This is a genomic window from Pantoea sp. Lij88, assembly GCF_030062155.1.
Lineage (GTDB): Bacteria > Pseudomonadota > Gammaproteobacteria > Enterobacterales > Enterobacteriaceae > Pantoea.
Genome location: NZ_CP118267.1, coordinates 129,511 through 154,651 on the forward strand (window position 1 = coordinate 129,511; position 25,141 = coordinate 154,651).

General features: G+C 51.8%; 24 protein-coding genes and 1 pseudogene. 10 read left to right on the forward strand and 15 right to left on the reverse strand.

Annotated elements, in window-relative coordinates; genetic code table 11:
* Window positions 1-86: 86 nt before the first annotated feature.
* Window positions 87-1,424 (forward strand): H(+)/Cl(-) exchange transporter ClcA, encoded by a 1,338-nt coding sequence (gene clcA, locus PU624_RS00670; protein ID WP_502921560.1) that lies wholly within the window; start codon window positions 87-89, stop codon window positions 1,422-1,424.
* Here clcA and PU624_RS00675 read toward each other — a convergent pair.
* A pseudogene (locus PU624_RS00675) lies at window positions 1,391-1,624 on the reverse strand (phenolic acid decarboxylase); the annotation flags it as partial. The gene clcA and the pseudogene PU624_RS00675 overlap by 34 nt on opposite strands.
* Before the next feature lie 813 nt (window positions 1,625-2,437).
* Window positions 2,438-3,118: a type 1 glutamine amidotransferase domain-containing protein gene (locus tag PU624_RS00680; RefSeq protein ID WP_283544961.1), complete on the reverse strand. Its 681-nt coding sequence runs from the start codon at window positions 3,116-3,118 to the stop codon at window positions 2,438-2,440.
* Window positions 3,119-3,279: 161 nt separating this feature from the next.
* Here PU624_RS00680 and PU624_RS00685 point away from each other — a divergent pair, with 161 nt between their 5' ends.
* Window positions 3,280-4,197, forward strand: coding sequence for a LysR family transcriptional regulator (locus PU624_RS00685; RefSeq protein WP_283544962.1), 918 nt, complete (start codon window positions 3,280-3,282; stop codon window positions 4,195-4,197).
* A gap of 600 nt (window positions 4,198-4,797) precedes the next feature.
* Here the strand turns inward: PU624_RS00685 and PU624_RS00690 are convergent.
* Complete coding sequence (locus PU624_RS00690; RefSeq protein ID WP_283544963.1) at window positions 4,798-5,592, reverse strand: AraC family transcriptional regulator; 795 nt, start codon at window positions 5,590-5,592, stop codon at window positions 4,798-4,800.
* A gap of 87 nt (window positions 5,593-5,679) precedes the next feature.
* On the opposite strand from PU624_RS00690, the gene PU624_RS00695 reads away from it, so the two are divergent.
* On the forward strand, window positions 5,680-6,870 hold the full coding sequence (locus tag PU624_RS00695; protein WP_283544964.1) for a CynX/NimT family MFS transporter: 1,191 nt from the start codon (window positions 5,680-5,682) through the stop codon (window positions 6,868-6,870).
* A 79-nt stretch (window positions 6,871-6,949) separates the two neighbouring features.
* Here PU624_RS00695 and PU624_RS00700 read toward each other — a convergent pair whose 3' ends face one another.
* The gene (locus tag PU624_RS00700) at window positions 6,950-7,867 is read right to left on the reverse strand and encodes a LysR family transcriptional regulator (protein WP_283544965.1); all 918 of its coding nucleotides are present in this window, start codon (window positions 7,865-7,867) and stop codon (window positions 6,950-6,952) included.
* 129 nt (window positions 7,868-7,996) lie between these two features.
* Here PU624_RS00700 and PU624_RS00705 point away from each other — a divergent pair, with 129 nt between their 5' ends.
* The 3 genes from PU624_RS00705 to PU624_RS00715 are packed head-to-tail and all read left to right on the forward strand — an operon-like array spanning window position 7,997 to window position 10,795.
* On the forward strand, window positions 7,997-9,394 hold the full coding sequence (locus PU624_RS00705; RefSeq protein WP_283544966.1) for an amidohydrolase family protein: 1,398 nt from the start codon (window positions 7,997-7,999) through the stop codon (window positions 9,392-9,394).
* 14 nt (window positions 9,395-9,408) lie between these two features.
* Window positions 9,409-9,876: a DMT family transporter gene (locus PU624_RS00710; RefSeq protein ID WP_502921558.1), complete on the forward strand. Its 468-nt coding sequence runs from the start codon at window positions 9,409-9,411 to the stop codon at window positions 9,874-9,876.
* Between the two features lie 58 nt (window positions 9,877-9,934).
* Complete coding sequence (locus tag PU624_RS00715) at window positions 9,935-10,795, forward strand: SMP-30/gluconolactonase/LRE family protein (protein ID WP_283544968.1); 861 nt, start codon at window positions 9,935-9,937, stop codon at window positions 10,793-10,795.
* Between the two features lie 117 nt (window positions 10,796-10,912).
* Here the strand turns inward: PU624_RS00715 and umuC are convergent, their stop codons facing one another.
* Window positions 10,913-12,175, reverse strand: a complete 1,263-nt coding sequence (gene umuC, locus PU624_RS00720) for a translesion error-prone DNA polymerase V subunit UmuC (protein WP_283544969.1) — start codon at window positions 12,173-12,175, stop codon at window positions 10,913-10,915.
* Window positions 12,176-12,177: 2 nt separating this feature from the next.
* Window positions 12,178-12,555: a S24 family peptidase gene (locus PU624_RS00725; protein ID WP_283544970.1), complete on the reverse strand. Its 378-nt coding sequence runs from the start codon at window positions 12,553-12,555 to the stop codon at window positions 12,178-12,180.
* Window positions 12,556-12,961: 406 nt separating this feature from the next.
* On the opposite strand from PU624_RS00725, the gene PU624_RS00730 reads away from it, so the two are divergent.
* The 4 genes from PU624_RS00730 to PU624_RS00745 all read left to right on the forward strand — a co-directional run bounded on the left by PU624_RS00730 (window position 12,962) and on the right by PU624_RS00745 (window position 17,319).
* Window positions 12,962-13,519, forward strand: a complete 558-nt coding sequence (locus PU624_RS00730) for a hypothetical protein (protein WP_283544971.1) — start codon at window positions 12,962-12,964, stop codon at window positions 13,517-13,519.
* Between the two features lie 291 nt (window positions 13,520-13,810).
* On the forward strand, window positions 13,811-15,373 hold the full coding sequence (locus tag PU624_RS00735; RefSeq protein WP_283544972.1) for an SNIPE associated domain-containing protein: 1,563 nt from the start codon (window positions 13,811-13,813) through the stop codon (window positions 15,371-15,373).
* A gap of 384 nt (window positions 15,374-15,757) precedes the next feature.
* Window positions 15,758-16,090, forward strand: a complete 333-nt coding sequence (locus PU624_RS00740) for a hypothetical protein (protein ID WP_283544973.1) — start codon at window positions 15,758-15,760, stop codon at window positions 16,088-16,090.
* Window positions 16,091-16,716: 626 nt separating this feature from the next.
* Window positions 16,717-17,319: an Ail/Lom family outer membrane beta-barrel protein gene (locus tag PU624_RS00745; protein WP_283544974.1), complete on the forward strand. Its 603-nt coding sequence runs from the start codon at window positions 16,717-16,719 to the stop codon at window positions 17,317-17,319.
* 35 nt (window positions 17,320-17,354) lie between these two features.
* Here the strand turns inward: PU624_RS00745 and PU624_RS00750 are convergent, their stop codons facing one another.
* The 9 genes from PU624_RS00750 to PU624_RS00790 all read right to left on the reverse strand — a co-directional run bounded on the left by PU624_RS00750 (window position 17,355) and on the right by PU624_RS00790 (window position 24,989).
* Window positions 17,355-17,780, reverse strand: coding sequence for a tail fiber assembly protein (locus tag PU624_RS00750; protein ID WP_283544975.1), 426 nt, complete (start codon window positions 17,778-17,780; stop codon window positions 17,355-17,357).
* A 2-nt stretch (window positions 17,781-17,782) separates the two neighbouring features.
* The gene (locus tag PU624_RS00755; protein WP_283544976.1) at window positions 17,783-19,195 is read right to left on the reverse strand and encodes a gp53-like domain-containing protein; all 1,413 of its coding nucleotides are present in this window, start codon (window positions 19,193-19,195) and stop codon (window positions 17,783-17,785) included.
* A 68-nt stretch (window positions 19,196-19,263) separates the two neighbouring features.
* On the reverse strand, window positions 19,264-19,926 hold the full coding sequence (locus PU624_RS00760) for a UCP028438 family phage-derived protein (protein ID WP_283544977.1): 663 nt from the start codon (window positions 19,924-19,926) through the stop codon (window positions 19,264-19,266).
* On the reverse strand, window positions 19,927-21,054 hold the full coding sequence (locus tag PU624_RS00765; protein ID WP_283544978.1) for a baseplate J/gp47 family protein: 1,128 nt from the start codon (window positions 21,052-21,054) through the stop codon (window positions 19,927-19,929).
* A gap of 3 nt (window positions 21,055-21,057) precedes the next feature.
* The gene (locus PU624_RS00770; protein ID WP_283544979.1) at window positions 21,058-21,423 is read right to left on the reverse strand and encodes a phage tail protein; all 366 of its coding nucleotides are present in this window, start codon (window positions 21,421-21,423) and stop codon (window positions 21,058-21,060) included.
* 3 nt (window positions 21,424-21,426) lie between these two features.
* Complete coding sequence (locus PU624_RS00775; protein WP_283544980.1) at window positions 21,427-22,038, reverse strand: phage baseplate assembly protein V; 612 nt, start codon at window positions 22,036-22,038, stop codon at window positions 21,427-21,429.
* Window positions 22,035-23,066 carry a phage late control D family protein gene (locus tag PU624_RS00780; RefSeq protein WP_283544981.1) on the reverse strand — a complete coding sequence of 344 codons (1,032 nt, stop codon included), beginning with the start codon at window positions 23,064-23,066 and terminating at the stop codon, window positions 22,035-22,037. The genes PU624_RS00775 and PU624_RS00780 overlap by 4 nt, the downstream gene beginning before the upstream one ends.
* A gap of 86 nt (window positions 23,067-23,152) precedes the next feature.
* The gene (locus tag PU624_RS00785) at window positions 23,153-24,142 is read right to left on the reverse strand and encodes a LysM peptidoglycan-binding domain-containing protein (RefSeq protein ID WP_283544982.1); all 990 of its coding nucleotides are present in this window, start codon (window positions 24,140-24,142) and stop codon (window positions 23,153-23,155) included.
* Window positions 24,143-24,314: 172 nt separating this feature from the next.
* Entirely contained in the window at window positions 24,315-24,989 is a 675-nt protein-coding gene (locus tag PU624_RS00790) for a thioredoxin domain-containing protein (protein ID WP_283544983.1), read from the reverse strand.
* Between the last annotated feature and the right edge of the window lie 152 nt (window positions 24,990-25,141).

Genomic DNA, 25,141 nt, shown 5'->3' on the forward strand with positions numbered 1-25,141 from the left:
GTCTGGTTGAACAAGAAAGTCTCTCAATGAATGAAGAATTACCGCAGCCGGTGTATGTTCCCCGCTCCATCGCGGCGCGTAGCCGGATGTTTCGTGCCCTGCTCCATCGGGATAAAACGCCGCTGGCGATGCTGTTCTGTGCCGCACTGGTCGGTACGCTGGTAGGTCTGGCGGGCGTCGCGTTTGCTCGGGCCGTTGAGACCATACAGCAGTGGCGCGCCGACACGCTCACTCCTGAACACATTCAGGGCTGGATGCTCTACGCCGCGGCCTTTGTCATCTCGGCGCTGCTGGCAATGGTCGGCTATTTTCTGGTCAGACGCTTTGCTCCCGAAGCTGGCGGTTCGGGCATCCCTGAAATCGAAGGCGCGCTGGAAGAGCTGAGACCGGTGCGCTGGTGGCGGGTGATTCCGGTAAAATTCTTTGGCGGGTTAGGGACGCTCGGGGCCGGGATGGTGCTGGGCCGTGAAGGACCAACGGTGCAGCTGGGCGGGAACATTGGCCGGATGGTGATTGATATTCTGGGGATGCGCAGTAATGAAGCGCGTCATACGCTGCTGGCAACCGGTGCGGCGGCCGGTCTGGCAGCGGCGTTTAATGCGCCGCTGGCGGGCATCCTGTTTATCATCGAAGAGATGCGCCCGCAGTTCCGCTATAACCTGATTTCGATTAAAGCCGTGTTTACCGGCGTGATTATGGCGAGCATCGTGTTTCGCTGTTTTAACGGTGAACAGGCGGTGATCTCCGTCGGCAAGCTGGCTGATGCGCCAGTGCAGACGCTGTGGCTGTATCTGGTACTCGGCATGGTTATCGGCATGGTCGGTGTGCTGTTTAACCGTCTGATATTTATCACTCAGGATCTTTTTGCCCGCTTTTATGCCGGTAAAACGGCACGCGTCGTGCTGGCGGGTGCTTTGCTCGGCGGTGGTTGCGGGATTCTGGCTCTGCTTTTCGCGCCTGGCGCAGGCGGCGGTTCAGCACTAATTCCACAGGCGGTTCATGGCGTCTTCCCGTTTGCCCTGCTGCTGGTGATCTTCCTGGTCAGACTGGTGACGACGCTGCTCTGTTTTGGCTCAGGGGCGCCGGGTGGGATTTTTGCGCCAATGCTGGCACTGGGAACACTGCTCGGAACAGCCTTTGGCGTGGCAATGACGGACCTGTTTCCGCTTTATCATCTGGAAGCAGGGACCTTTGCGATTGCGGGGATGGGCGCACTGTTTGCGGCTTCAGTAAGGGCACCGCTGACCGGTATCGTGCTGGTGCTGGAGATGACCGATAACTATCAACTGATATTGCCGATGATCATTACCTGTCTCGGCGCGACACTGCTGGCGCAGTTTCTGGGGGGAAAACCACTTTATTCCTCGATTCTGGCCCGTACGCTGGCGCGTCAGGCTGAAGCTGAAGCGGCGCGCTCACAATGAGCGGATAGCCCGGTCAGTGACTTACCATCAAAATAGTCAGCAGGCATCTGTCCAGGTGCCTGATTGATCACTTCATCGTTATCAGGTCCTTCGTTTTTCATGTAAGCCACTTTCGCAGACTCAGGAATAATCATATACGGATAAGCCGGGCCATCAGCATCGAAGCGATGCATATCTTCGGTAAAGTTATTCTGATAGCAGAAATGATAAAAGCCCTGACTGTGGTAGTCAGGGCTTTTAAGGTACTACAGATTTAACGTTTACCATTAACTAACTTAATTGATAGGTACTGCTTCGGTACTGCTATTTATGAACAGATCCTGCGGATAATAATGATCACGATAGTAAAATGTCATTATCATTAGCGGTTTCAACCACCTGATAGTCTTTCAGGAGACAAAGACAGGTCAGGCCCGTATAAATCTGCACACCCCCATCGCGATATATACTTTTGATGCGTTGCCTTACTTTCATTACGACGTTTAAACCGCAATCGTATCCTGTCGTAACGTAACGTTCAGAACTACGAGGCCTTACATCATCGCGACGCGATACTACAAACTACGTACATCGTTACTGCATACTTCTCAAAGACTTACTTCGACTCCATTTAACAGGGTTATCATTAACTAACGAACAGTTTCAAAGAACAATGTTTAACAGAACCACCGACAATCTGTAACTCAAAACTTGTCGGCACCTTTTACGCATAACACCTTTGGTTTTCAGTCTATCAGGGCGATTGCTTGCCGCTGATGAGTTCTACTTTACGGATATAAAAAACGATGTCAACACTGGTTTTAAAGACATGTTTATATTTTCAGTGGAACTGCGTGAACAATAATTTAGCGCTGAAAATTCACCAGAAGTTTATTATTAATGCCAGGAAAAATAGAATCCAAATCTATTCAAAAAGAATAATTCACCCTGTCACTATCAACCTGATTACATAACGCCAGCCATAAAAAAGGCGCCCGCAGGCGCCCTCAAAACTCTCTATGCCAGAAGGCGCGTTATTTCGCCAGGCTCGCCAGTAACACCTTCGCGGTTTCGGCCGACGAACCCGGGTTCTGACCGGTAATCAGCAAGCCATCCTGAACCGTGTAGGACTGCCAGTCATCACCTCGTGAATAAAGGCCGCCATTCTGTTTCAGCACATCTTCTACCAGGAATGGCACCACGTCGGTCAGGCCAACGCCCTCTTCTTCGCTGTTCGTGAAACCAGTAACTTTCTTACCTTTCACCAGCGGCGTGCCATCGGCATTTTTCACATCACGCAGGACACCCGGAGCATGACAGACCAGCGCAACCGGTTTGCCCGCCTGCAGGGTTTGCTCAATCAGCGAGATGGAATGTTTGTCGTTTGCCAGATCCCATAATGGACCATGACCGCCAGGATAGAACACGGCATCAAAAGCTTCCTGATTCACCGAGTCAAGCCTGATGGTTGAGGCCAGCGCGGCCTGAGCCGCAGAGTCGGCATGGAAGCGGCGGGTCTCATCAGTCTGAGAATCGGGCTCATCGCTTTTCGGATCGAGTGGAGGCTGTCCGCCCTTCGGCGAAGCCAGAGTAATGTCAGCACCCGCATCCAGGAATGCATAGTAAGGAGCCGCAAGCTCTTCCAGCCAGAAACCGGTCTTCTTGCCAGTGGTGCCCAACTCATCATGCGAGGTCAAAACCATTAAAATTTTCATTTACGCTCCATATAACAGTCAGTCGGTCTCAGGTGTAAGGATAGTCAGAACCAGCGTGTTAACCGCCTTCTTCTGCGTTGACCTGTTAATCATGGCGGGCTTACGAATATTTATGAAATTTATTTCTTCAATTTCAGCTATTCACATAGCATTATAACTTAATGAAATATGATCTGAATTTACTGCCAGTTTTGCTGGTCATGATGGAAGAGCGCAATGTCACCCGCGCAGCGGAACGGCTTGGTATTACCCAGCCGGCGCTTTCAAATGCCCTGAACCGGCTGCGGGAAACGCTCAACGATCCGCTATTTATCCGTGAGCGTTACGGGATGCGGCCAACGCCAAAAGCGGAACAGCTGGCTCAGGTCGTCGGGGCTGCCCTGTCATCGATCGATAAAGTGATTCTTGGCCAGCAGGACTTTGACCCGCTGCACGCCACCCGTCTCTTCACCCTCGCACCCAACAGCTATGTCGAATTCATCATGATGCCTGCCATTGTGGCTCGCCTGCGGACCTGCGCGCCCGGCATCAGACTTCGCCTCACCCCGTTTGGCAATGACGTCACGGAAACCGGCGTAATCTCAGGCAATACCGATATGGTGCTGGGTCGTATCGTTGATCCTCCCGATAATCTGGTGGTGCAGCACCTGATGAATGAAGGCCTGGCCTGCGTATTACGCGCAGATCATCCGCTGGCAGGCGATAACCTCAGCGCGGAACAGTATGAGCAGTTAAAGCACGTCAACGTCCTGCCGCCTGGCCGTATGCGCGCGGGTCTGTATCAGGCGCTTGAGCAACGCGGCCTGCGTCGACAGGTTGCTGTCTCTGTCACACACTTTCTGGCCGTGCCGGAGATGATTGCGGTGACAGACTACTGCGCGACCCTGCCGCGTCTGATCTGTCAGCATCTTTCACGCGATGAGCGGCTCAGAATCGTCCCCGCACCGGTTGACCTGGGTACTTTTCCGGTCGAGATGGGCTGGCATGCACGTTATCGCGACGATCCTGCCCATCGCTGGTTCAGGAATTTGATGACAGAGACGGCAAAGGCGCTTTCTGACCCGGAGATAAACAGTTAGCATGATCACCATTGCCGCACTAATAGTTAATATAGATATGATAACCTGGGTTACTATTATTCCCATCGGAGGCAAACAACCTCCTCTTTCATAACTCAGGAATATGACAGTAAAGCCGCGTTGAACCGCGCCACTACTGCGTTTTGAAAGCGTGATAGCTTATCTAGAGTTTGAATATGTACACGGATATGTACACATCAGAACTTAATGGCCTCTCTTTCAAAACTAATTAGTAGGGAGCATCGGTTCGTAAATCGGCATGATAGTGGCCATTACTTTGCCAAACAGTATTCTCCTTTATGCCCTTCCCCGTCGGTCGTCCTTCCGTCATGAGATGTATCCCCGAAATAACCACCTTATCATTTATTTTTTCGCGAGCTAGCGAGCTTGAACTCTGCCAGGTAGCCAAGCTAAGCCTTGGGTGCCCGGTTAATTGACATGTATCCGTAAAGCGTATTAATGCGCATCATGTTTACCGGATTCGCCATCATCGTGCCATTCGAGATGGCCGGGGCTGCTTTATAATGCAGCTAAGGTCCGCTAAGAGCGAAAAGCGGACGTAGGTATTGTTTATAAAATTCCAGTTTGTGTCGTTTTGGATTAGTTTAGAGATGAAAAATATTGAGTCGGTGATTGACCCAGCGCTTTCCTGAACATCGTAATAAACGCACTGACCGAATCATATCCCAGCATTCCGGCTATGCGCTGCACAGACTGCCCTTCTGCCAGATGGCTCAGGGCAATCATTAAATGCAACTGCTGACGCCAGCGACCAAAGCTCATTCCTGTTGCCTCTTTAATCAGTCTCGCCAGAGATCGCTCGCTGGTTGCCAGATACGCAGCCCACTGCTTTAGCGTTCGCCGGTCACCAGGATCATTAAAAAGTTCCTCAGCCATACTCCGGATTTTAGGATGGTCTGATACCGGCAGATGCAGCGCTTCAACCGGCACATCCGGAATATGTTCCAGCAGCACCTCTGCCAGCCTCGCGGTTTTACTGTCAGGAGAATAAGCCCGTTCCTGCTCTGCCAGAAACAGAACAAGCTCGCGCACCAGAGGGGAAATAGCAAGGGTACAGCAGGTTTCCGGCATCGCTGCCGCACCAGGTTCGATAAACAGAAAGCAGGTATCCGCATTCTTTGTAACACGGCAACTATGTGGGATTTCACCCGGAACCCAGACAGCATGTCCCGGTGGAACAAGCCACAGCGCATCCTGTACCTCACAGCTCACTGCACCACGCAAAGAGAGAATAAGCTGACCCTTACGATGAGCGTGCGGACTCTGTCCGGCATACTCGCCTGACGATGAAACATGCAGGGCGATAGCGGCCTGACTGAAAGCATCAGCATCAAACTCTTCAGGTGAGGTCACCGGTTCTTTATTAACTGGCATGATTTAGTTATATGTTGTCAGGTTATCTATATTCTGTAACTCATGCGTCCTTTAAAGTCTTTCTTTTTTCCAGAGAAAGCAGAATTTATGTTCCAGACGACGAACAAGTGGTCTTCAGTCATACTTGTGACCGGCATCCTTTTTATTGCCATTAACCTGCGTGTTCCTTTTACCGCTATTGCACCCGTTTTAGAGTCCATTCGCCATGATTTTGGGCTAAGTATCACAGCCGTTGGATTGCTTAACTCACTGCCATTACTGGCCTTTGCCGCCTTTTCTCCGCTGAGCGCATCCATCTCGCGGAAGTACGGTCTGGAACGCACCCTCTTTGGTGCCCTGGCCATAATTTCAGCGGGCATCCTGCTTCGCTCCACAGGAAGTGTCTGGGCACTTTATGGCGGAACCCTGTTAATAGGCATCGGGATTGCCTTGGGCAATGTTCTGCTGCCAGGTCTTATCAAGCGTGACTTTTCCGGCAACGTGGCTTCCGTAACGGGGGCTTATTCCATCACCATGGGTGCCGCTGGTGCCATTGGTTCAGCCATTGTCATTCCTCTTACGCAGAGCTGGGGCTGGAACATCGCGTTAGCCATGCTGGTTATTGTACCGCTCCTTGCGCTGCTTTTATGGTTGCCCCAGTTATCGAAGAAGCATCAGCTGCCAGCAGTGGGTGAGAAAAAAGCAGCGACCGTCGCGGTCTGGCGCTCGCCTCTGGCCTGGCAGGTCACCCTGTTTATGGGTCTGAATGCGATGCCGTTTTATGTTGCGGTCGGCTGGCTGCCAGCCATTCTTACGGACAGTGGACTCTCCTCAGCTCAGGCTGGCGAGGTACACGGCATCCTTCAGCTGACCACCGCCATTCCCGGCCTGATTCTGGCGGCCACGCTGCGTCGTCTTAACGATCAGAAATTAGCCGCTGCTGGCGTCAGCCTGTTAACCGCAGTGTCCTTTATCGGCATTCTGTACCTGCCAAATCTGGCGATGCTGTGGGCTGCGCTTCTCGGCTTCGGCTCAGGTGCCAGCATGATGCTGGGTCTGACCTTCATCGGTCTGCGTACTAAAAACGCCGGTGATGCTGCCGCACTGTCAGGCATGGCGCAGAGTGTCGGATATCTGATGGCGGCGATGGGGCCGCTGTTGCTGGGCAAAGTGCATGAGTTGTCCGGAGGCTGGACGGTGCCCTTACTGATGACCGCAGCAATCGCAGTCGCAGGTGCCTGCACCGGAATGGCTGCCGGACGAAACGCTCACCTGGAACCTGCACAACAGCCGGGCTGAATTCGCTGACACTGCAGAGGAACGTTCGGTTCCTCTGCTGAGGTGTTCTGAAACGTATTCCTGCTTTCAGGACCCTCTTTTACCGGGAAGACCCCGTCTCACCTTTGCCATCGTTTAAAAGTCCGGCGACCCAGTCAGCAAAAACACGCACGGCGGGGGAGAGAAAACGCTGATGCGGATAGAGCATCGTCACCGGCACTGAGGGTGGCTGCCAGTCCGCCAGAACCTCGACCAGTTTGCCTTGCTGCAGATTCTCCGAAATCACATTCTCAGCAAGCTGCGCCAGCCCAAAACCCTCAAGACACAGTCTGATATAGAGTCCCGTTTCGTTAACAGCTGCATCCCCCTCAACCGGAACTGAGAAGGCCTCAGTGCCTTGTGTAAAACGCAGTTCATTAGTGCGTCTTCCCGAACCGGAAAAGTAATGAATCGCCCGATGCTGTGACAACGCTTCCGGCGTCTCAGGGATACCAAACTTCCTGAGATAGTCAGGTGAGGCGCTGGTCACCCAGCGAAACCGGCCAAGCGGACGGGCAACCAGCGTGGAGTCGGTTAATTCACCGGTTCGTATGACGCAATCCACCCCTTCCTGAACAAGATCGACCTGCCGGTCGCTGACACCAATCATCAGGTAAATATCCGGATAGAGCCGGTAAAAATTTTTCAGGTTAGGCATGACGATGAAATGGGCAATCCCACCGGGCATATCAACCCGCAGCCGTCCCTGAGGGCGTCTGATGGAATCGGTCAGGCTGGATTCACTATGTTCGATCAGCGACAGGATCTCCCGGCACTGCGCCAGATACTTCAGGCCTTCAGGAGTAAGGCTGACCCGCCTTGTGGTACGGTTCAGCAGGCGCACCTGCAGGTATTTCTCCAGGTTTTTAATCATGCTGGTAACGGTGGAAGAAGGCAGTGACAGTGTTTCTGCCGCGCGAACAAAACTCCCGGCCTCAGCAACCCGCGTGAAAACCTGCATAGCCTGAATCCGATCCATTGTCTTGTTCCCGGATAAAAGTAGGTCTGATTATTCGTGAATTATGAATGATGAAAACGCTTTAAGCATCTTTTTCAGGTTAATGGCGTGACGTATCGTTTCCTCATTAATCAGGAAAGAGGCAAGTTAATGACCGGTTACATCAGAAATATTATTAACAATCAGAATGTCACTTCACAGGCTACGTTGATTCGCGGCGCGACGATACTGAGCATGGACGGGAGCGTGGGTAACATTGAGCGCGGCGATATTCTCATCAACGGCTCAACGATAACCGCCGTGGGGCAGGACCTTAATGTACCGGGTGCGCATGTCATTGATGCCACCAACATGATTGCCATGCCGGGAATGGTCGATTCTCATCGTCACGCATGGGAAGGACAGCTGCGACGCATTAACCCCAACGCCACCTGCCTTGACGACTACAGCAACGCCACGCATTTCTCGTTCGCTAAATATTACCGTCCTGCCGATATCTATGTCGGCAATCTGCTGACGGCGCTGGGCGCTATTGACGCGGGCATCACCACGATGATTGATAATTCGCACAACAGCCGGACCGCAGCGCATTCCGATGCCGCCGTCGAGGCCCTGCTTGATACCGGCATTCGCGCCATTCATGCTACCGGTGCACCGGTAGCCGGCGAATGGGATAAAGCGCACTGGCCGGGAAACTGGCAGCGTCTGCAGGAGAAGTATTTCAAAAATAACCCTGAAAGCCTGGTTTCTCTCGCCGTCATGGCGCAGCTGGAGCCGGAATTGTGGGCTGAAGCCCGCCGACTGGGACTGTCGATCGTCACTGAGTTCTTTGGCGCTGAGATGGGGTCTGAACTTGAGTCGCTGCATCAGCAGGGACTGCTGGGTCCGGACAATATTTTCAATCACTGCACGGCGCTGCCCGACCGGGGATGGGAAATTCTGCGGGAAGCGGGTGTCCGGGTGAACGTCTGCCCACGCTCAGATTCGCACTATGGGATCGAAAGCGGAATGTTTGCCATTGAGGCCGCGCAGCGTCATGGCATCAATCCCGGTCTGAGCGTAGACAATGAAACCTCATACAGCACCGACATGTTTATGGAGATGCGCGTCGCCTTCTACCTGCAGCGGGTGATGGGCATGCATCAGCAGCAGTGCTGTGATTCTGAACATGCGCTGAAAACGCTTCCGGCGGCGCAACTCCTCAAAGCCGCGACTCTCGATGGCGCAGCCTGTGCAGGGTTACAGGATACAGTGGGCAGTCTGACGCCAGGCAAGCAGGCCGACCTGGTGCTGATTAACGCCAGTGATCTCAATCTTTACCCGTCCGGCAACGCCTTTGGCACGGTGGTTCATGCCGCCGAGCGCAGCAACATCGACACCGTCATGATTGGCGGGCGCATCGTTAAACAGAACGGCACGGTGCTGGGCCTGGACAGCGAGCGACTGCGTGCGGCGATTGATGAGTCGCGTGAGCACCTGTTTGCCGCATCTGGCTACCAGCCCGACATTTTTGCTGACGCCTTCCTGCCGCTGATGCAGACAGACTGACCGGGATGAAAAGCATGATCTATTACGTAATCGCTTTTGCGGCAGGTCTGGGGATCACCCTTCAGACGACCCTGAACAGCAAGCTGGCAAAGGGGCTGGGCGGCGATCCGGTCACTGCGGCGCTGTTTTCCTTCACGGCGGGCGCGTTCAGTCTGGGGATTTACGCGCTGCTGCGGGGTGGGTTAATGACATCGTTAGTGGCGATCCCTTCGCAACCCCTCTGGAGTCTGGCGGGCGGACTGATAGGCGCATGTGCACTTTTCAGCTATGTCGTGCTGGCGCCGAAAATCGGATTTTCAGCTCTGCTCGGGCTGGCGATTGTCGGACAGTTACTTTCTTCACAGCTCATTGACCATTTTGGCCTGCTGGGCGCTATACGTCGCCCGGTTTCGTTCCTCAGGCTGGGGGGAATGGTTGTCATGCTGGCCGGACTGGCCGTCATGCTTTTCGGCGATCGACTCTCTGCACGTTTTCTGCAGTGACCGCGTTAGTCACGTCTGTTAACGCGCAACAGGACCTTTATTTATCCGGAGGATTAACATGTTTTCAATTGCAGCTGATGTCAGGAATAAACTGGGAGAGTGCCCGTTGTGGTGTGAAAGAACCCACAGGCTCTACTGGACTGACATTGAAGCCAGTGAACTACTCGCCATAGAAGAAGGCAATGATGCTGTAATGCGCTGGTCGCTGCCTGAACGCCTTGGCTCCTTTGCACTGACTAAACAAAGTCATATTCTGCTGATGGGATTCGCGTCAGGGCTGGCTTTTTATGATCTCAATAGCGGCTTGCTTACCCCGGTGGCCGCTTCACCAGGAGACGCCGGCACCCGTATAGGTGATGGACGGTGTGACCGCGCCGGTAATTTTGTCTTTGGAACGATGGATGACGGTTATCCCGTCAAAGCCATCGGTAAGTTTCACAGGCTCAACGCGGCGACGCTGACTGTTGAGACGCTTGTATTGCCCGATGTCGCTATCCCGAACAGCATCTGTTTCAGCCCCGATGGTGGCACGCTCTATTACTGTGACTCGTTGCAGGGTCGGATAATGTGCTGTGATTATCCCTCGCTGCAGAACCAGCGCGTGTTCGCAGAAACCGAAGGCAGCGGCGCGCCTGACGGCTCCTGCGTGGATGCGATGGGATATCTATGGAATGCTGAATGGGGAGGGAGCCGTGTTGTCCGTTACCGCCCGGATGGGACCACCGCTGCTATTCTGACATCACCCGGACTGCAGAGCACCTGTCCGGCACTTGCCGGTGAGGGTTTTACCCGTCTCTATTGCACCACGGCTACAGTGGGACTTACTGCACTGTCTGAATATGACGGTTCATTACTAAAAGCTGAATCTGATCTCAGTCCCGGATTACCTGAAACCACCTTTGCTGCACACTCAGTTTAACGGTTTTGCTTCTGATCGATTTTTGGCAGTTCAGGCTCAAGGAAAACGTCCGCTTCTGGCACAAAGCGGACCTCCAGCTAATGAGCTAACCCGATACTTTTGCTTTATTCTTTTGAGTTACTTTATTTTAGGAATATCTTTTAATCTCGTTGTATATCGTGGTGATAGCATCTCACGCTTCATCTGCCATGCGCTGTCTCGTTCTCCCTGCCCCGCAAACCAGACCTTGCCCTTACCTGAACGATTGATTCTGTCCAGCGCAGCCATTAACGCGTCAGCGTTAGCGCGCGGCTGCTGCTCGCTGAACATGTCAAACTGCGTCATTCCTGACTGGTAAAAGTCACCCAGCATTACCCCTGCTTTGGCATAACGGAAGCCATCCCGCCAGATAGTGCCAAGACCATGAAGAGCAGATTCGATAATGTCCCGCGTATCATTGGTCGGATAGTCGAGCATGCATGATGCAGTATTTGAATAGCGCGGCTCATCGCCGTGCCTGCCGGTAGCAACTGACACGCTGATATGGCGGCAGCGCGAATTCTGCTCCCTGAGTTTCTCCGCCGCACGTGTGGCATACAGCACGATAGCCTGCTGCATGCCTTCCAGTTTTGTGACTCTCTCGCCAAATGACCGCGAATTCAGTATGTGTTGCTTCGGCGGCGGCGCGTCCTCGAGCGCGATGCAGGACTCGCCATTCAGCTCACGCGTAATACGCTCAACAACAACGTCAAAATTTTTCCGTATCATGCTGACGTTGCTGTCTGCCAGCTGCAGAGCAGTCGTTATTCCCAGCTGGTTCAGCCGCTTACTGATGCGCTGACCAATTCCCCAGATATCGCTGACATCGGTCAGATGCAGGAGCTTTCGCTGCCGGCTTCTGTCAGACAAATCCACGACGCCGTTAGTCTGTGTCCACTTCTTGGCCGCGTGGTTAGCAAGTTTGGCCAGCGCTTTGGTCGGTGCGAATCCCACGCCAATTATCAGCCCGGTTTCCTTCCGGATGCGCTCACGCATCTGCTGCCCGAATGTCTCGAGCGGGATAATGTTGCCAATCCCGGTAACGTCCAGAAAAGACTCATCAATGGAGTAGACTTCCTGACCCGCAGCCATCTCGCCCAGTATTGCCATCATGCGTGCTGACATGTCGCCGTACAGCTCATAGTTGGAGCTGAATACGTGCACCCCGTTCTCCCGGAAGTAACGCTCATTTTTAAACAGCGGCGCAGCCATTTTGATGCCCATGCGCTTTGCCTCCGCTGAGCGTGCGATCACGCAGCCGTCGTTGTTCGACACGACGACAATGGGTTTACCGCGCAGATCGGGCCTGAATACAGTTTCGCAGGAGGCGTAAAAGTTGTTGGCATCGGCCAGCGCAAACATAGTTAATCCCCTGCTGGTCCGTTGAATCCCACTCCGGCAACATCAGTCAGAGCGTAGGCAACAACACCCCACACGGGAAGCGCCTGGCTTACATCAAGCAGCGTCACAGTCTCATCCGCGTCCAGCGCCTGCAGGGCGGGAACCGGATTGAGCAGCAGGCGTCTCAAAGTCAGTTCTCCATCGAACTCTGCAACGATAAGCTGGCCATGTTCAGGTGTCAGCGCCCGATCGATTGCCAGCACGGACCCTTTGACAATCCCGGCACCGGGACAGTCGCTTTCGCTGCGCATCAGATAGGTTGAATAAGGGGAAAGATGAACGAGATCGCCCAGATTAAGGCGCGTTTCAGTATAGTTCTGGGCGGGATTCTGAAAGGCCATTCTAATGCTCCATTCTGACCAGCTTAGCTGCCTATCTATTAAAGCCTGCGCATCCTCCACACAGACACATTGACTACTCCTGATATCAGTATATGTCGTAATGGGGGTAATGCCCGCTTTTGAAACTAAGCGGACTAACGTCAGGCCTATGTCCGCTAAGAGCAATTAGCGGACTGATTGCTATTGACTGAACCACAATCTAGTGAGGCGCCCTATACAAATTAAAATAACTGCTCATGAAAGTGGTTTTTGTGCCGATATAACATACATATTTTTACGTGTGGAAAACCAGCATTGACTTGGCTAGCCATTTGCAACTTCGTTGACAACCGCCAGATAAGTTCAAGCCGTAAATTCAACTGCCTAGTGTAGCGCGGGCAAAACAATCTTGATAAGGAGTGATTAAGTGGCAGATGTACGAATTAAATGGGATTGGATTCAGTGGAACTGCAGTCAGACTTGGAAAAAAGATATCCTTCCAGTATTGCAAAGCAAAGGCGTTAGCCAAGAGGATCTTAAACGGTGCGTTTATGTCATAAAGCTCGATGGCCTATTCGCAATTGAATATCCACGCGGTATTTCTCCTACTGTCTATATCGGCGAAGGAAACTTTGAACAACGTATTACTCAGCATAAGAACTGGCTGATGGATCTCGCGGATCTTCAAGGCGAGAATGAGTTCCTCATTGGCTATTGTTTCCCTCGGGCGAGAAACGCCTTAAAGGTTTACTCTGAATTCGAAGCGATGCTCATTAATGAGTTTCGAGACATTTACGGCGCGGCTCCATTGCGCAACAAGCAAATGGAATTTCAGAAGTCGAATCACGAGTTTCATCCTATTAGCGAAATTCGTAACGCCATCATGATTGGCAAAGGGGTGCGTTTTCATTGGGCGGTTAAACCTATGAAAAGTTCATCCATGTATGATGTTTACCAACTCACTAAGGAACCGACTATCGCTTAATGGGATAATATGGATAGCAATATATTTTAGTTACGTCCGCTTCTGGCACGTTTCGGCCAGTGAGATTGTTCGCAGGCAAGGGCAGCGATGAGCGGGCATTATCGAAAGATTGCGCTTCACATTCGATTAATCTTTGCGAGAACTACATGAGTTAAAGTATAAAACCCCCAAATAAAATCTATAACGACATAGATTGTAATCAATGCAATTGCTGATTTAGTGCTGTATATGTACATTTCCTCGCAGCAGCTGGGTGCGCCGGTAAAAAATTACTCAAAAAGGTTTAACTTAATGAACGTTATTTATTTTTCGGTTGCAGGAGCTATCGCTTTTGTGGGCATTTTAGCAGCCCTAATTGTTACCGCGAAGAAATTGAAAATAGCCAGGACGGATTTTACCGATAAGTCAGTACAGTTGGCGCGTTATGCTGTCATTATTGATGCTGAAGATGAAGCGGCGCGCATCATGACTCAAGCAAAGACGGAAGCAGCCACCACCATTTCGATAAGCGAAACAGAAGCGAAGTTCATTACTGACTTAGCGAATGCTGCGTTAGAAGATGCCCGCACGGCTGCTGAAAAACTCAGTAATGAGACTCAGCAAACCGTTGCCCTGCAGCTCGCAAAAAAAGTCGAAATTGAAGAGCAGATCCAAACTCTGCGCGCTTCTTACGCCAGTAAGAAAATCACGTATGACGAGCTAGAGTCTGTGCTTTCTGTATACAAAGAAGATATGGATTTTGCAGAAATGGGCTTCTACGCGCCGCATTTCGATTTCGATACGTCTGAAATGTTCCAGATATCTATCCGTAGCAATCGGCAGCAGCAGAAAGATTTGCTTCGCAATAAGACCACTTTTGGGGCCATCTATTGCACCACAGAATGGACGGTAAGTGGTTCAAAGGCAGAAGGTAATAAAATGACCACGCGAGGCATAAACATGACTGCCCGAGCCTTTAACGGTGAATGTGATGCGGCCATTGCCAATGTCACTTTTAAAAACATCAACACCATGGAATCGCGCATCTACAAAGCTTTTGAAGTATTAAACAAGCTCAATGAAGTAAACCAGATCCACATTAATCATGCCTTCTTAGATCTAAAGCTGACCGAACTGCGTTTAACCTATGAATACCGGGCCAAAAAGCAGGAAGAAAAAGAAGAACAACGTGAAATCCGCGCCCAGATGGCCGAGGAACGCAAAGCCCAGGCAGAGATCGACCGTGCTCTTCGTGAGGCTGAAGAAGAAGAACGCCGCGCCCAGAAAGCCCTAGATAAAGCCCGGAAAGAAATGAATGAAAAACTGGCGAAAATGACCGCCGCTCAGGCCGAAAAGTATCAGGAGAAGATCGATTACCTTCAAGAGGCGCTGACCGAAGCAGAATTGAAAGGACTAAAAGCCCTGAGCATGGCGCAACAAACCAAGCGGGGCCACGTTTACGTTATCTCTAACATCGGCTCTTTTGGTGAGAATGTCTTTAAAATTGGCATGACACGCCGCCTTGACCCTCAGGACCGCGTTGACGAGCTGGGTAGTGCATCGGTGCCGTTCTTATTTGATATCCATGCCATGATCCACAGTGAAGATGCACCGGCAATGGAATATGCCCTTCACCAGCATTTCGCTGAAAATCGCACTAACCTCATCAACAGACGCAAAGAATTCTTTAACGTGAGTCTGGAAGAGATTAAAGCAGCCGTGTTTGATGTGGCGGGTGATGATGTGGACTTCATTGAGACGGCGACTGCACAGCACTATCATGAGACGGTGGCAATGCGGAAACAAAAGGCTGACGCTCTTGCGATGCCGGTTGAAGTTGAGAAGAAACAGCCACGCTTTGCAGAAGCTATCTAATCCCTGGAACGAAAAAAACCGCCTAAAAGGCAGTTTTTTCGTTTAGCTAGTAAGGGGGGAGGAAAGGCCTATGAGCATTCTGGTAAAAAAAGCCATTAATTTTTAGCATTCCTGCGGCGTACTTTTTACGGCTTTTAGAAGCTCTCCCTGAAAACACTCGGTTCAGCGAATTAGACTTAACAGCTAACTGGCTGGTATCTGAAATGTCAGCACTCGGGACATAACTGACCCACGAATAGGTCAATGTCCGTCCGGTATGAGCGAAAAGCGGACGTAATCATATGCTGGCGCCTGGGTATGCTTCACTTAAAAACAGGCCTGTGTTTTAACTTATAAGTGAAGCCGTTGATCGAAAACAATGTTTGAAAATTTAGTGGAGAGTTCATGGGTGTAGAGTTCTATATAACACGAGCTGATTTTTGGGCTGAAAATGAAGAAGCCCAAATCACTCCTGAAGAGTGGCTTGCCTTCATTGATAGCGACAGCGACTTAACAAGGAACCTTGATAATGGCGACTATCATGCTCTGTGGTCAGGGCCCTCGTCGCATAAAGAGGCATGGCTTGACTGGAGTGACGGCAATATTTACACCAAATGGCCAGACACACAGCTATATAGAAAGATGTTGTATATAGCCGAGTGCCTTAACGCCCAGGTAATGGACGACGATGGAAATATTTACAGCACCCCATCTGAGTGGGAGTATGATCCTGCTTAGACATCCTTAATGTCCGCTTCTGGCACAAAGCTGACGTTGATAGCTTTCAGGATTGCTCCGCCTGCCCGTCGCGTCTATTTTTAAACCTGCATCACTGTTCATAGTGCAATGCTTGCCGCCAGACCATCACGATGCTGTGATTTAGCAACAACTTTTCTGGCAATTGCCTCCTGAGATACGCTTTTATTACCAGCCACAAACTGCCAGACAGCCTCACCCATCATTGTGCATGCTGCCTTACACGCCTGTTCCTAAAACCCAATTATCTGCATCGAACTCAAAAAGCTGACTTTAAAACCATTATGCAGCACTACAACGATATTGCGCACACCTCCCTGAGCTGTATGGCCCCGGCTTCTCCATAAAGAGTCAGGATGTTATGCCCCTAAACAGGATTACCGACGTTAAGCTGACACGCTGTCTTCATCACTCATGATTGATTGCTATTGTCCGGCATCTTTAAACTAAACATTAAAATAACAGCACTGCCACCACTATATTCATTTTAATGCATTGAAATATAATGGGTAATTTTCACTTTTCTGAACTGCATTCTGACTAAAAATGAGCGTACCTCAACGGGTATGCATGCCGAAATTTGCATCCCACTTCTAAAAGGAGTTCAGATGTTGTTCAGAAAAATTTCAGTGGCTTTACTGGCTTCAATGCTGTGTAACTCTGCGATGGCCGATGAGCCTGATGTGACGCCAACGATGTCTTTTGGTTATCAGCGTGGCAATATCAAGGATTTTGGTGAAATTCAGGGGGGAAACTTCAGATTTCAATATGAAACGACGTCGCCTTGGGGATTGATGGGATCGCTTTCAGCAATGAAAAGAAACTGGCGGGATGCTGATACCGAATGCAAAAGAAACGATGCGAAATGCAGGGATAATTATAATGAAAGACATCGTTCAGACAGGAATGCAGAATATTACTCTGCGCTTATCGGACCGACCTATCGCATCTCAGACAAACTGAGTGTGTTTGCCTTGGGAGGGATTTCTCATACAAAAGTAGATAATCCATTAGTTTTTGATTATATCAATAACGTCCAGAAGAAAGACGGGTCAACATCTTCTAACCAGTTTGCATACAGTACTGGCCTGACATTTGATGCAACCAGAAACCTGGCGCTAACGGTAGGCTTTGAAGGCTCGCAAGCCGCTTTCACATCAAAAAAACATGATATGAAGAGTATTTTCATCAATGTCGGTTATCGTTTTTAAATATTAATTATAGGGCTCGTGCGAAACGGGCTTCTTTAGCTGTGGACTGGTGCAACTGGCCAGTCCACTTTCTCCCTTACACTCGCATTCAATCTGTAAACTTCAGCTAAGTGTTTCTTCCACGCCCCGAGTCTTTGTTTTTCATCATCACTTAGCCCATATACTTCCTGAACTACAGACAGCATACGTATTTCCGTATCGGCCTTTTCCAGTAATGCATTCTTTACCGCCTGATTCTCCTCAATGGTTCTTTCCTCATGTTCGGGGAGGTCAACCCACACAGGCGTCCCCTCTTTTCCTGCCACACGCTGCTTTCCTTCAGGAGGGGTACCGGCAAACTTTTGCCAGATGTCATCCGAAACGGGACGAACATCGTCAGGCCAGTTGCCACTTGCCCTGTAAGCCGCTTCTTCATCAAGTAAGTAAAATGCATTTTTTTTAGCGCTATATCCGAAGGCCATTATTAATACCCCAAAGCCAGCCAATAGAAGGACGTTTCCCCCCTGCCTGCATGCAGGGTAAATTTCTGTTTGCTGACATCATCAATATACGAATTGTCTTTACTCTGACCGTGTTTACCAGATTGAGTGATCAGCACGACGAGACAGCTGCTGGGAAAAACAACAGGGTAGGCAACTTCACCTCCACCCGAGTGATGCTGGCCCCCCTGAATGATTAGCTTACTGACCGGATCTTTCCAATACATGGGTGAGCCACTCACCCTTAAAAGACTGGTTGAACGATTTTTTAGCCAGGTATGCAGACTTCCGTCCCAGGCTTCGCCAGACAAGTCACCTTGTGTCGTAATTTCCGCTTTTCCTATTTGCAGAGGCTTGTCGGTACTCAGGAAGCCTTCAACTTTTATATCCCCGTTTATCTCGCCACCACTTACAGACACATAGCGGTGATCAAAGTCGACCCAGTCAATGTGTTGCTGGTTATTACACAGGATCCAGGCATTCAGTGTCGCATTCCACTCCACTTCATTTTGCTGGCAGATGCTGAGAGTACTCTTGATAAGTTCTTTGGCGGCATTGTCATAGATGGGGTATGCAGGCAAATCGCCAACGCGAAGTTTACATGTTCCCGTATTTGTCACTGGTGTCCGGAAGAACAGACGCATACCATCTGTAAGCTTTGTGACTGGAGGCTGACAGGACAGATGATAGTTATCGCCTTCGGTTCGGGTTTTGCAGTTGTTAAGACGTCCCTGCTGCACAGCAGTGATAATTCCTTCATCAGGAAGAAATGGCGCACCTTCTATTCTGAAAATACTGGCCTGCGTGATCTCCTTCATGCCTGCAGTGACAGTAATTCCCCACGCCGCTACATATCCCGCATCAGGCTGAGGCGTAATCTGTGACCCCATGGGCGAAGACACTCCTGCCTTTAACATCAGCCGACAGACACCTGACCGTTTCCCTGGCTGAGCTTTGCCTGAGTTACCGGGACCGCTGTAGGCCATTGCCGGGTTTGCCGCATTATAATAAGGCAGTACCGTTTCATCAGAGTCCACATCCTCATACCCGACCTGCACCAGATAATTCATGCTGTGACCTGCTGAAGCAGGTGCGATTAGCGTGAGCGGGGTTGCTTCACAGATGAGTCCCTGCTTCAGGATAAGCAGTGACGTATCTGCCGGGAGTGATGAATACGGTGTGTTATCAGTATTCTGTAAACTGTAAATCTGTCCAGAGCCGACAATGACCCGCATGGACGCAGGGCTGTCGGGTGTGCAATGCAGTCCATACAGACAGGTATCGGAGCCCAGTACGGCCATGGCAAGCTTTGCCATACCTGTCATGGCGAATTTATTGGTATTAAGCAGGTCGGTTTCGAGCGGAATGGCACCCGGATAAACAATCTGACGGTCCATACATTTCCCCATAAAAAAGGCCACCCGCAGGATGGCCAGAATGAGCCAGTTATTCTGAATCGGGCACCTTACTGAATCCGGACCCAGACCAGCGTGCCTTCCATTTTGAAGGCTGCGACAGCGGCATAAATATGAGCATCCGTAATGCCGCCGGTGAACATGTTTTTGGATATATACTCGCCACGTGATGCCCTGCTATAGCCGGATGAGGGAATATGGTAGCCCGCCACCCATGGTATGCCCTCGCCTTTTGGGCGGCTGACCATAACAAAGGCCTGATAAGGAAGATAAAGGGATCCATAACCGCCAGCAGAACCATATCCGGTTGACGGTCCGCCATACGCGCCCGTATCTGCAGGGCGCAACGGCTCAAACACAACCGGTGTAATTCCTGTCAGGGCCTCAATGATATCGATGATCGCCTGCCGGGTACCTCGTTCGCGAAGCAGATTCGTTCTGATCTGATCCCGAAATGGCTCGTCGTCCATCCCTGCGGGCCTGATAAGGCCACTGCCAAAAAAATCATAGGCCGCGAGATCAAGCCAGCCATGGGTGGCCGTCGCCATGCGTGTCTGCGACCGGGCATAAAGATAAAGTGTGTAGCACCAGGCCAGCGATTTCGCACATGCCGCCAGCGCGCCGAACAGAACCGGACTTTCATCAGCAAACCAGCCAGCAGGAAGAAGGGTATGAAGCCGGTTGTAAAAGTCGTTTTGATCGCCTCTGGCCATTCAGCTCACCTTCACCGTTCCAGGACGAATAACCTGCCTGTGAGAGGCTGCCATATCGGCAGTGCCGCCATTCAGCGTCAGTGACGAAACATTGGTCACCAGCGGACTGGCGCTGTAGGCCACTTTTACCAGCTGGGTGTATGCCAGCAGTTTCCCCAGCGCCAGGCTGCCGATGCACTGAATAATCGCAGTTCTGACCAGCGTGACGATTTCGCCATGATCAGCTGTCCCATCGGTGGAGATAACCAGAATGACATCTGCTTTAATTACATCTGGCGGAAATACACCAAATGTGACGGTAAATCCCCGCACGGCATCGATGGCCATCGCTGCCCGCTGGACAAAAGCTGCATCAGGGCTGCCACTGCCATCGTCCACCACGGCATAAAAATAACCGGGCTGATAGGAGCCATCCCACACGGCATTTTCCGTCAGGGTATAACTGACCCCACTCTGAAGATTGCTGATGGCAAAGCCGATAGCCGCTTTGGTGGCTTTCGACAGTGAGGCGATCCACAGCACAAATCTCGCCCGGTAGCTGTCATCACCCTCTGCATCCTTGCCGTTAACAAACGCGGCGGTGTTGGTTACGGTGTCTACATAGAAAATTGCCCCTGAAATGACCGTCACCGTTCCCGGCTGCGCATTACCCGCAGCGCCTGCTCTGTTCGCCCTGACCGGAACCACAAGCGAGCTGACGCCCGCCGCGATGACATAACCTGACTGCTCGGCATCCCAGGCATCAATCGACGTGTCAGCCATCACAGCATAATGCTGGGCACCGTCTGTGGTGGTGACATGCGCACCCACCGGGACCAATGCCCTGCTGGTGGCTGTAAATCGACTGAAAGTGACCTGCCCGATAGCCTGCACGGCAGAGAGCCGCGGAAAACTGAAATCAGCCATCCAGCTGTCCAGGTCCTCGCCGGAGCATGTCGCGGCGCGGGTCGTCACCAGCAGCTTCACAATCAGCTGCTGTATCCACATGGCCACACCCGCATTCGACTCTGCCAGCGACCGGAGAATGCTGCCAATGGAGAAATCCACCAGCTTCAGTGCCCTGGCCTGAATAGCCGTGACCTGCTCACTCACAAGATCGGTAAAGGATTTTATATTGAGGGGTGCCATTGTTTACCTCGTGACATCGAAGATGAGGGTTTCCGGGTTGCCGGTCATGGCATCCGTATAGGACGCTGACACACTGATCCCCCCCTCAATGCGATTCAGTTTTACAACCGGCGGCGGATGGCTGGCGACAGCCTCTTCCAGCAACATCTGGCCGCTGATGAGCGCCTTCCACTCTCCGGGCCTGAAGGCTTCACCAATTTTCTTCCCGAGTCCTGCCCCGTATTCCGGATGAAAAACGTAGTCGCCAGGATTGGTCAGGAGTCGCCGCAGAATGCGTTGTTTCGTGCGATCGCTGGCGGATGCCGTGCGTAAGTCGCCTGTGGATGAAGAGTCAAGGTCTCCGCCCGGGAAGTGATAGAGGTCGTGCATCGTTTAACTCTGGAGAGTGGCTGTAATTTTCTGCTCAGGCGGGGCGGTAAAGTTGCCCTGCCCTTTTTCGAGATGTTTATGGCCGTCATAAACAGTGCGGATACGATGAACCGTGCCATAGCGCCCATCGTTGTCGCGGATGTCTTTCCCGACGGTAAGATTTTTATCAATGCGCACGTTACCACCGGTAAAGTGGTGTGCAGGCGCGTCATAAGTGAGCTTTTCCTTAGCGGACAGCAGGACTTCCCCGCTGTTGAGAAACTTCAAAAGCGATCCGCTCTGGTGCACCAGCCAGAACTCACCGGAGGGTGGGCCCGGGCAGCGATCAGCATCGTTATAGAACTGCCCTTCTGCCATTCCTACACCAGTCAGGCCAGAATCAAATCCCACCTCCGCCACCGCGCCGAGCATCGGCCCTGCAGCCAGTCCCCAGCCGTTGCCTGCCCATGGCGTGCTGAGGGGGATCCACCCCGTTTCCTCACCGGTCGGCTGGAGCTGAACTTTTATTGCATAACTGGCCGGATCGTATGCCGTGATAATGCCCTGACGTGTGCCGCTTTTGCCGGACAGGCTCTGACGGGCCGTTGCCGCCATGGTGTTGATCAGTGCTCTCAACGGTTAACCTCCAGTGCTGGGCTGTGATTTCTGCCCGATATCATCATTTTGTAGCCTGAGTCCGCGCTCAGCGTACGACGCACCCGATCGCAGAAATAACCCTGGTCAAAGAGGCTCTGAGTGCCCTCAATGCGTACGGAAGTTTCTGGCATAAGCAGGTTGTCACCGGCCACTGAGCAGCTGAACGTCATCTCATGCTGGATAATTTGCCGGTAAATTGATTGCGCCAGCGCGTGCGCTGCATCGGGGGTCAGGCCATTACGGATCACCCGATAGACCTGTCGGTCTGATGTGGCTTTACCGGGTCCGGTCCCTCCAGCGGGTGACGGGTAGATAGCAGTAAATTGTCTGTTTTTCAGCTTTGCATTCCAGCTCAGCACTTCCACCGTCACGCCTTTGGAAATAGTCAATGCTCTTGAAAAATTCAGGTCATCGGAGACATTGCAACGGGGATACGCCTGCTCACCGGGGGGCTGCCAGCGGATAACATAATCGTCATTACCGGCAGGGTCGCGTCGGGGTTCGAAATGCAGGCTGTCACCTTCCACATGAACCGAAAAGTTTTCTATCCCCGCCAGACTGGTTATCAGGTCCCATTCCGTCTGTTCGCCTGTCAGGTGAGTCGAATCAATCTGGTAGTACTCACCGACGCGCTGTGTCGTCGCCGTCACAACCGGTGTCAGGCCGTGTCGCTGCGCCAGCGTAGTGGCTATCTGTGAGCTGGTAAGATTTTTAAAGCTTTCGCCCAGGGTCTTCGCATCAATAAGTTTTGCGGTGAAATCGCGCCCTTCTGCGGAGATCTCAAAGCGTGCAGGTTCGTAATGCCACGTATCGATGTTGCCCGTGATGTGTTTTTTCTCGTTAACCCCCGCCGGTGTCGCAATCGAAATGAACAGCTCGGTCCTGATCGTGGTCTGCACCGCCCACCAGTTAAGCAGCTGCATACCTGGCGGCAGCGCTGAAATCGCCAGCGTAAGCTCAAACGTACCTGCACCGCGAAAGGCATTGCTCTCAACACTGAACGACACAAAGGGCACCTCTGTGCCATTTAAAAGACATCGCCCGCTGACGTGGCGGGCGCTGGATTTGGTAATGGGGTTGTTGACGTCCATCGTTAACTCGCTGGGCTGGTGGGTACTTTTAGCGTGTGAATGCCGCTCAGTTGCGGATCGGCCAGGTCATTGGCCTCGGCAATGCTGGTCCATAAAGAAGCGTCACCATACTGCTCTGATGCCACCTGATACAGATTGCCGCCTGACAGCGTTACTGCCCTGACACCACTGGCGGCCTGCCCTGCATTAACATTTTTGTTCAGTCTGCCCAGCACGTCCTGAAGGTGATACAGGGCCGGGATGCGGGTAGCGTGGTCTGACTGAAGGAGCAGATTACTGACGGTCTTTGAAACGGGGTTGCCGGGCACCATTCCTCCAAGTGAGGTAATCTCACCTGCCTCTGCTTCAAGCAGCGCGAGCTCATGCTGAATGATGTTGCGTGCAGCGATGATGGGCCGGACAACGGCCTGCACCTGCGCGACCGTGGCATGCGCAAAATTCGTCACCGCCTTTACCGCCTGATGCAGATTTCTGACGGCCTGCGCCACGACATCAATGTTTATGATACTGGCAAGGCCCAGTGCCCGGCCCAGGTCACTGTCAATCAGTCCCTGTAGCGCGCCGGTCAGGGCATCCACCTTCTCTGGCGAGCCCTCATTGCGGACAACCGCCACTTCAATGGAGTAAGGGCGACGCCAGATGAACTCGTAGACCGGGTTAAATGCCGTAATCACCACGTTGAAACGGTAATCATCCAGGGTCAGCACCACCGGGTGCCCTGCATCCCGCATGCGTTCCAGCACACTGACGCGTTCACCAGCCTGAGCGCCCGTGATGATGCCAGACCAGAACAGCGGTTCGTATTCCGTACCCAGCACATCGATAATACGGCTGCCGCCAATCAGCTGATGCTGTACAGTTTTCTGCCTGCCGTGGATGGCAATCTGTTCAGGGACTTCAAATTCCAAAAACTCGAAGTCGCCCAGCATCAGCCGGGTTCCAGTCGGATCGACACCCTGCGCGAACGGCGCCAGTGAATTGAGATATGACATACAGAGTAGGCCTGGTTCAGAGGGAGACTGACGGTTACAGGGAAGCTACTGACGGGTATGTGCGATAACCTCTGTCAGAGCCAGGTGAGTCAGCAGACAGAGAATACTGATACCCGGTCATCTCATTCAGTGCAAAACAAGCTTACTTAAGCGCCAGTCCAGCCTGGGATATTTACTTTGTCAGGATGGCCAGGTGTTTCTCGTCCTTAGCCGCTGCCAGTGCGGTGTTGACGGCTTCTTCAAGTACTTCGTAAGTCACTTCACCCGTCAGCACACTGTCTCCGATAATGGTCGTCGGCGTACCTGTAAAATGAAGCCTTCTCATCAATTCTTTATTCACTTCAATAATATTCTGCGTATTGAGCGGATACGTGCTGAGTGAAATCCCGGCAGCATGCAGGGCTGAATAGATACGCAATCCATTATCCATACCGCTGTCTGACATCAGCGCGTGATGGAATGCGTGAAATTTTTCGGGTTGCTCGATCCAGACTGAAAGAGCCCGGCGGGTAGCGGCGGTTGAGGCTTCCGGCCCCCACGAAATCAGTTTGTAGGTGATGGCAATCTGAGGATAGGCCTTTAAAAGCCTTTCCAGGCTGGTATCCAGACGTTTGCAGTGAATACAGTCGTAATTCACGAAACTGACAATTTTTAGTTCTGGCTGCTCTGCACCGACGACAGGAGAGAGCGGATCGTTAAGCAATTTCAGGCGGATCATTGCATCAGTCTGCGACAGAGGCTGAGTCTGTTCTGACGTAACGGCACTGATGACCTGATGATTCGTGACCTCTGCTGGTGCAGGCCATGCGCTAATGAGCATCAGCATGAACAGGTATTCATTGAGCATATCGGGACTCCACGGGCAATTTCACGGAAACCGAGGATAGTGGCAGTGAATGAGAAATTCAGTTGAGTCAGCATGCCGGGAATGGCTTTCAGAATTCTGAAAAACGGAACGTCTGAAAACATTTATTGGGGCCGAGTCAGACATTCACTGCC

What these genes read in the sequence shown, in the direction of transcription:
- PU624_RS00785 (WP_283544982.1), bottom strand. Translation starts at nt 24,142, where the DNA reads ATGTCATATCTCAATTCACTGGCGCCGTTCGCGCAGGGTGTCGATCCG.
- PU624_RS00755 (WP_283544976.1), bottom strand. Translation starts at nt 19,195, where the DNA reads ATGGACCGTCAGATTGTTTATCCGGGTGCCATTCCGCTCGAAACCGAC.
- PU624_RS00715 (WP_283544968.1), top strand. Translation starts at nt 9,935, where the DNA reads ATGTTTTCAATTGCAGCTGATGTCAGGAATAAACTGGGAGAGTGCCCG.
- PU624_RS00735 (WP_283544972.1), top strand. Translation starts at nt 13,811, where the DNA reads ATGAACGTTATTTATTTTTCGGTTGCAGGAGCTATCGCTTTTGTGGGC.
- PU624_RS00765 (WP_283544978.1), bottom strand. Translation starts at nt 21,054, where the DNA reads ATGGCACCCCTCAATATAAAATCCTTTACCGATCTTGTGAGTGAGCAG.
- PU624_RS00685 (WP_283544962.1), top strand. Translation starts at nt 3,280, where the DNA reads ATGAAATATGATCTGAATTTACTGCCAGTTTTGCTGGTCATGATGGAA.
- PU624_RS00700 (WP_283544965.1), bottom strand. Translation starts at nt 7,867, where the DNA reads ATGGATCGGATTCAGGCTATGCAGGTTTTCACGCGGGTTGCTGAGGCC.
- PU624_RS00740 (WP_283544973.1), top strand. Translation starts at nt 15,758, where the DNA reads ATGGGTGTAGAGTTCTATATAACACGAGCTGATTTTTGGGCTGAAAAT.
- PU624_RS00790 (WP_283544983.1), bottom strand. Translation starts at nt 24,989, where the DNA reads ATGCTCAATGAATACCTGTTCATGCTGATGCTCATTAGCGCATGGCCT.
- PU624_RS00695 (WP_283544964.1), top strand. Translation starts at nt 5,680, where the DNA reads ATGTTCCAGACGACGAACAAGTGGTCTTCAGTCATACTTGTGACCGGC.
- PU624_RS00760 (WP_283544977.1), bottom strand. Translation starts at nt 19,926, where the DNA reads ATGGCCAGAGGCGATCAAAACGACTTTTACAACCGGCTTCATACCCTT.
- clcA (WP_502921560.1), top strand. Translation starts at nt 87, where the DNA reads ATGTTTCGTGCCCTGCTCCATCGGGATAAAACGCCGCTGGCGATGCTG.
- PU624_RS00770 (WP_283544979.1), bottom strand. Translation starts at nt 21,423, where the DNA reads ATGCACGACCTCTATCACTTCCCGGGCGGAGACCTTGACTCTTCATCC.
- PU624_RS00745 (WP_283544974.1), top strand. Translation starts at nt 16,717, where the DNA reads ATGTTGTTCAGAAAAATTTCAGTGGCTTTACTGGCTTCAATGCTGTGT.
- PU624_RS00750 (WP_283544975.1), bottom strand. Translation starts at nt 17,780, where the DNA reads ATGGCCTTCGGATATAGCGCTAAAAAAAATGCATTTTACTTACTTGAT.
- PU624_RS00710 (WP_502921558.1), top strand. Translation starts at nt 9,409, where the DNA reads ATGATCTATTACGTAATCGCTTTTGCGGCAGGTCTGGGGATCACCCTT.
- PU624_RS00725 (WP_283544970.1), bottom strand. Translation starts at nt 12,555, where the DNA reads ATGGCCTTTCAGAATCCCGCCCAGAACTATACTGAAACGCGCCTTAAT.
- PU624_RS00705 (WP_283544966.1), top strand. Translation starts at nt 7,997, where the DNA reads ATGACCGGTTACATCAGAAATATTATTAACAATCAGAATGTCACTTCA.
- PU624_RS00690 (WP_283544963.1), bottom strand. Translation starts at nt 5,592, where the DNA reads ATGCCAGTTAATAAAGAACCGGTGACCTCACCTGAAGAGTTTGATGCT.
- umuC (WP_283544969.1), bottom strand. Translation starts at nt 12,175, where the DNA reads ATGTTTGCGCTGGCCGATGCCAACAACTTTTACGCCTCCTGCGAAACT.
- PU624_RS00680 (WP_283544961.1), bottom strand. Translation starts at nt 3,118, where the DNA reads ATGAAAATTTTAATGGTTTTGACCTCGCATGATGAGTTGGGCACCACT.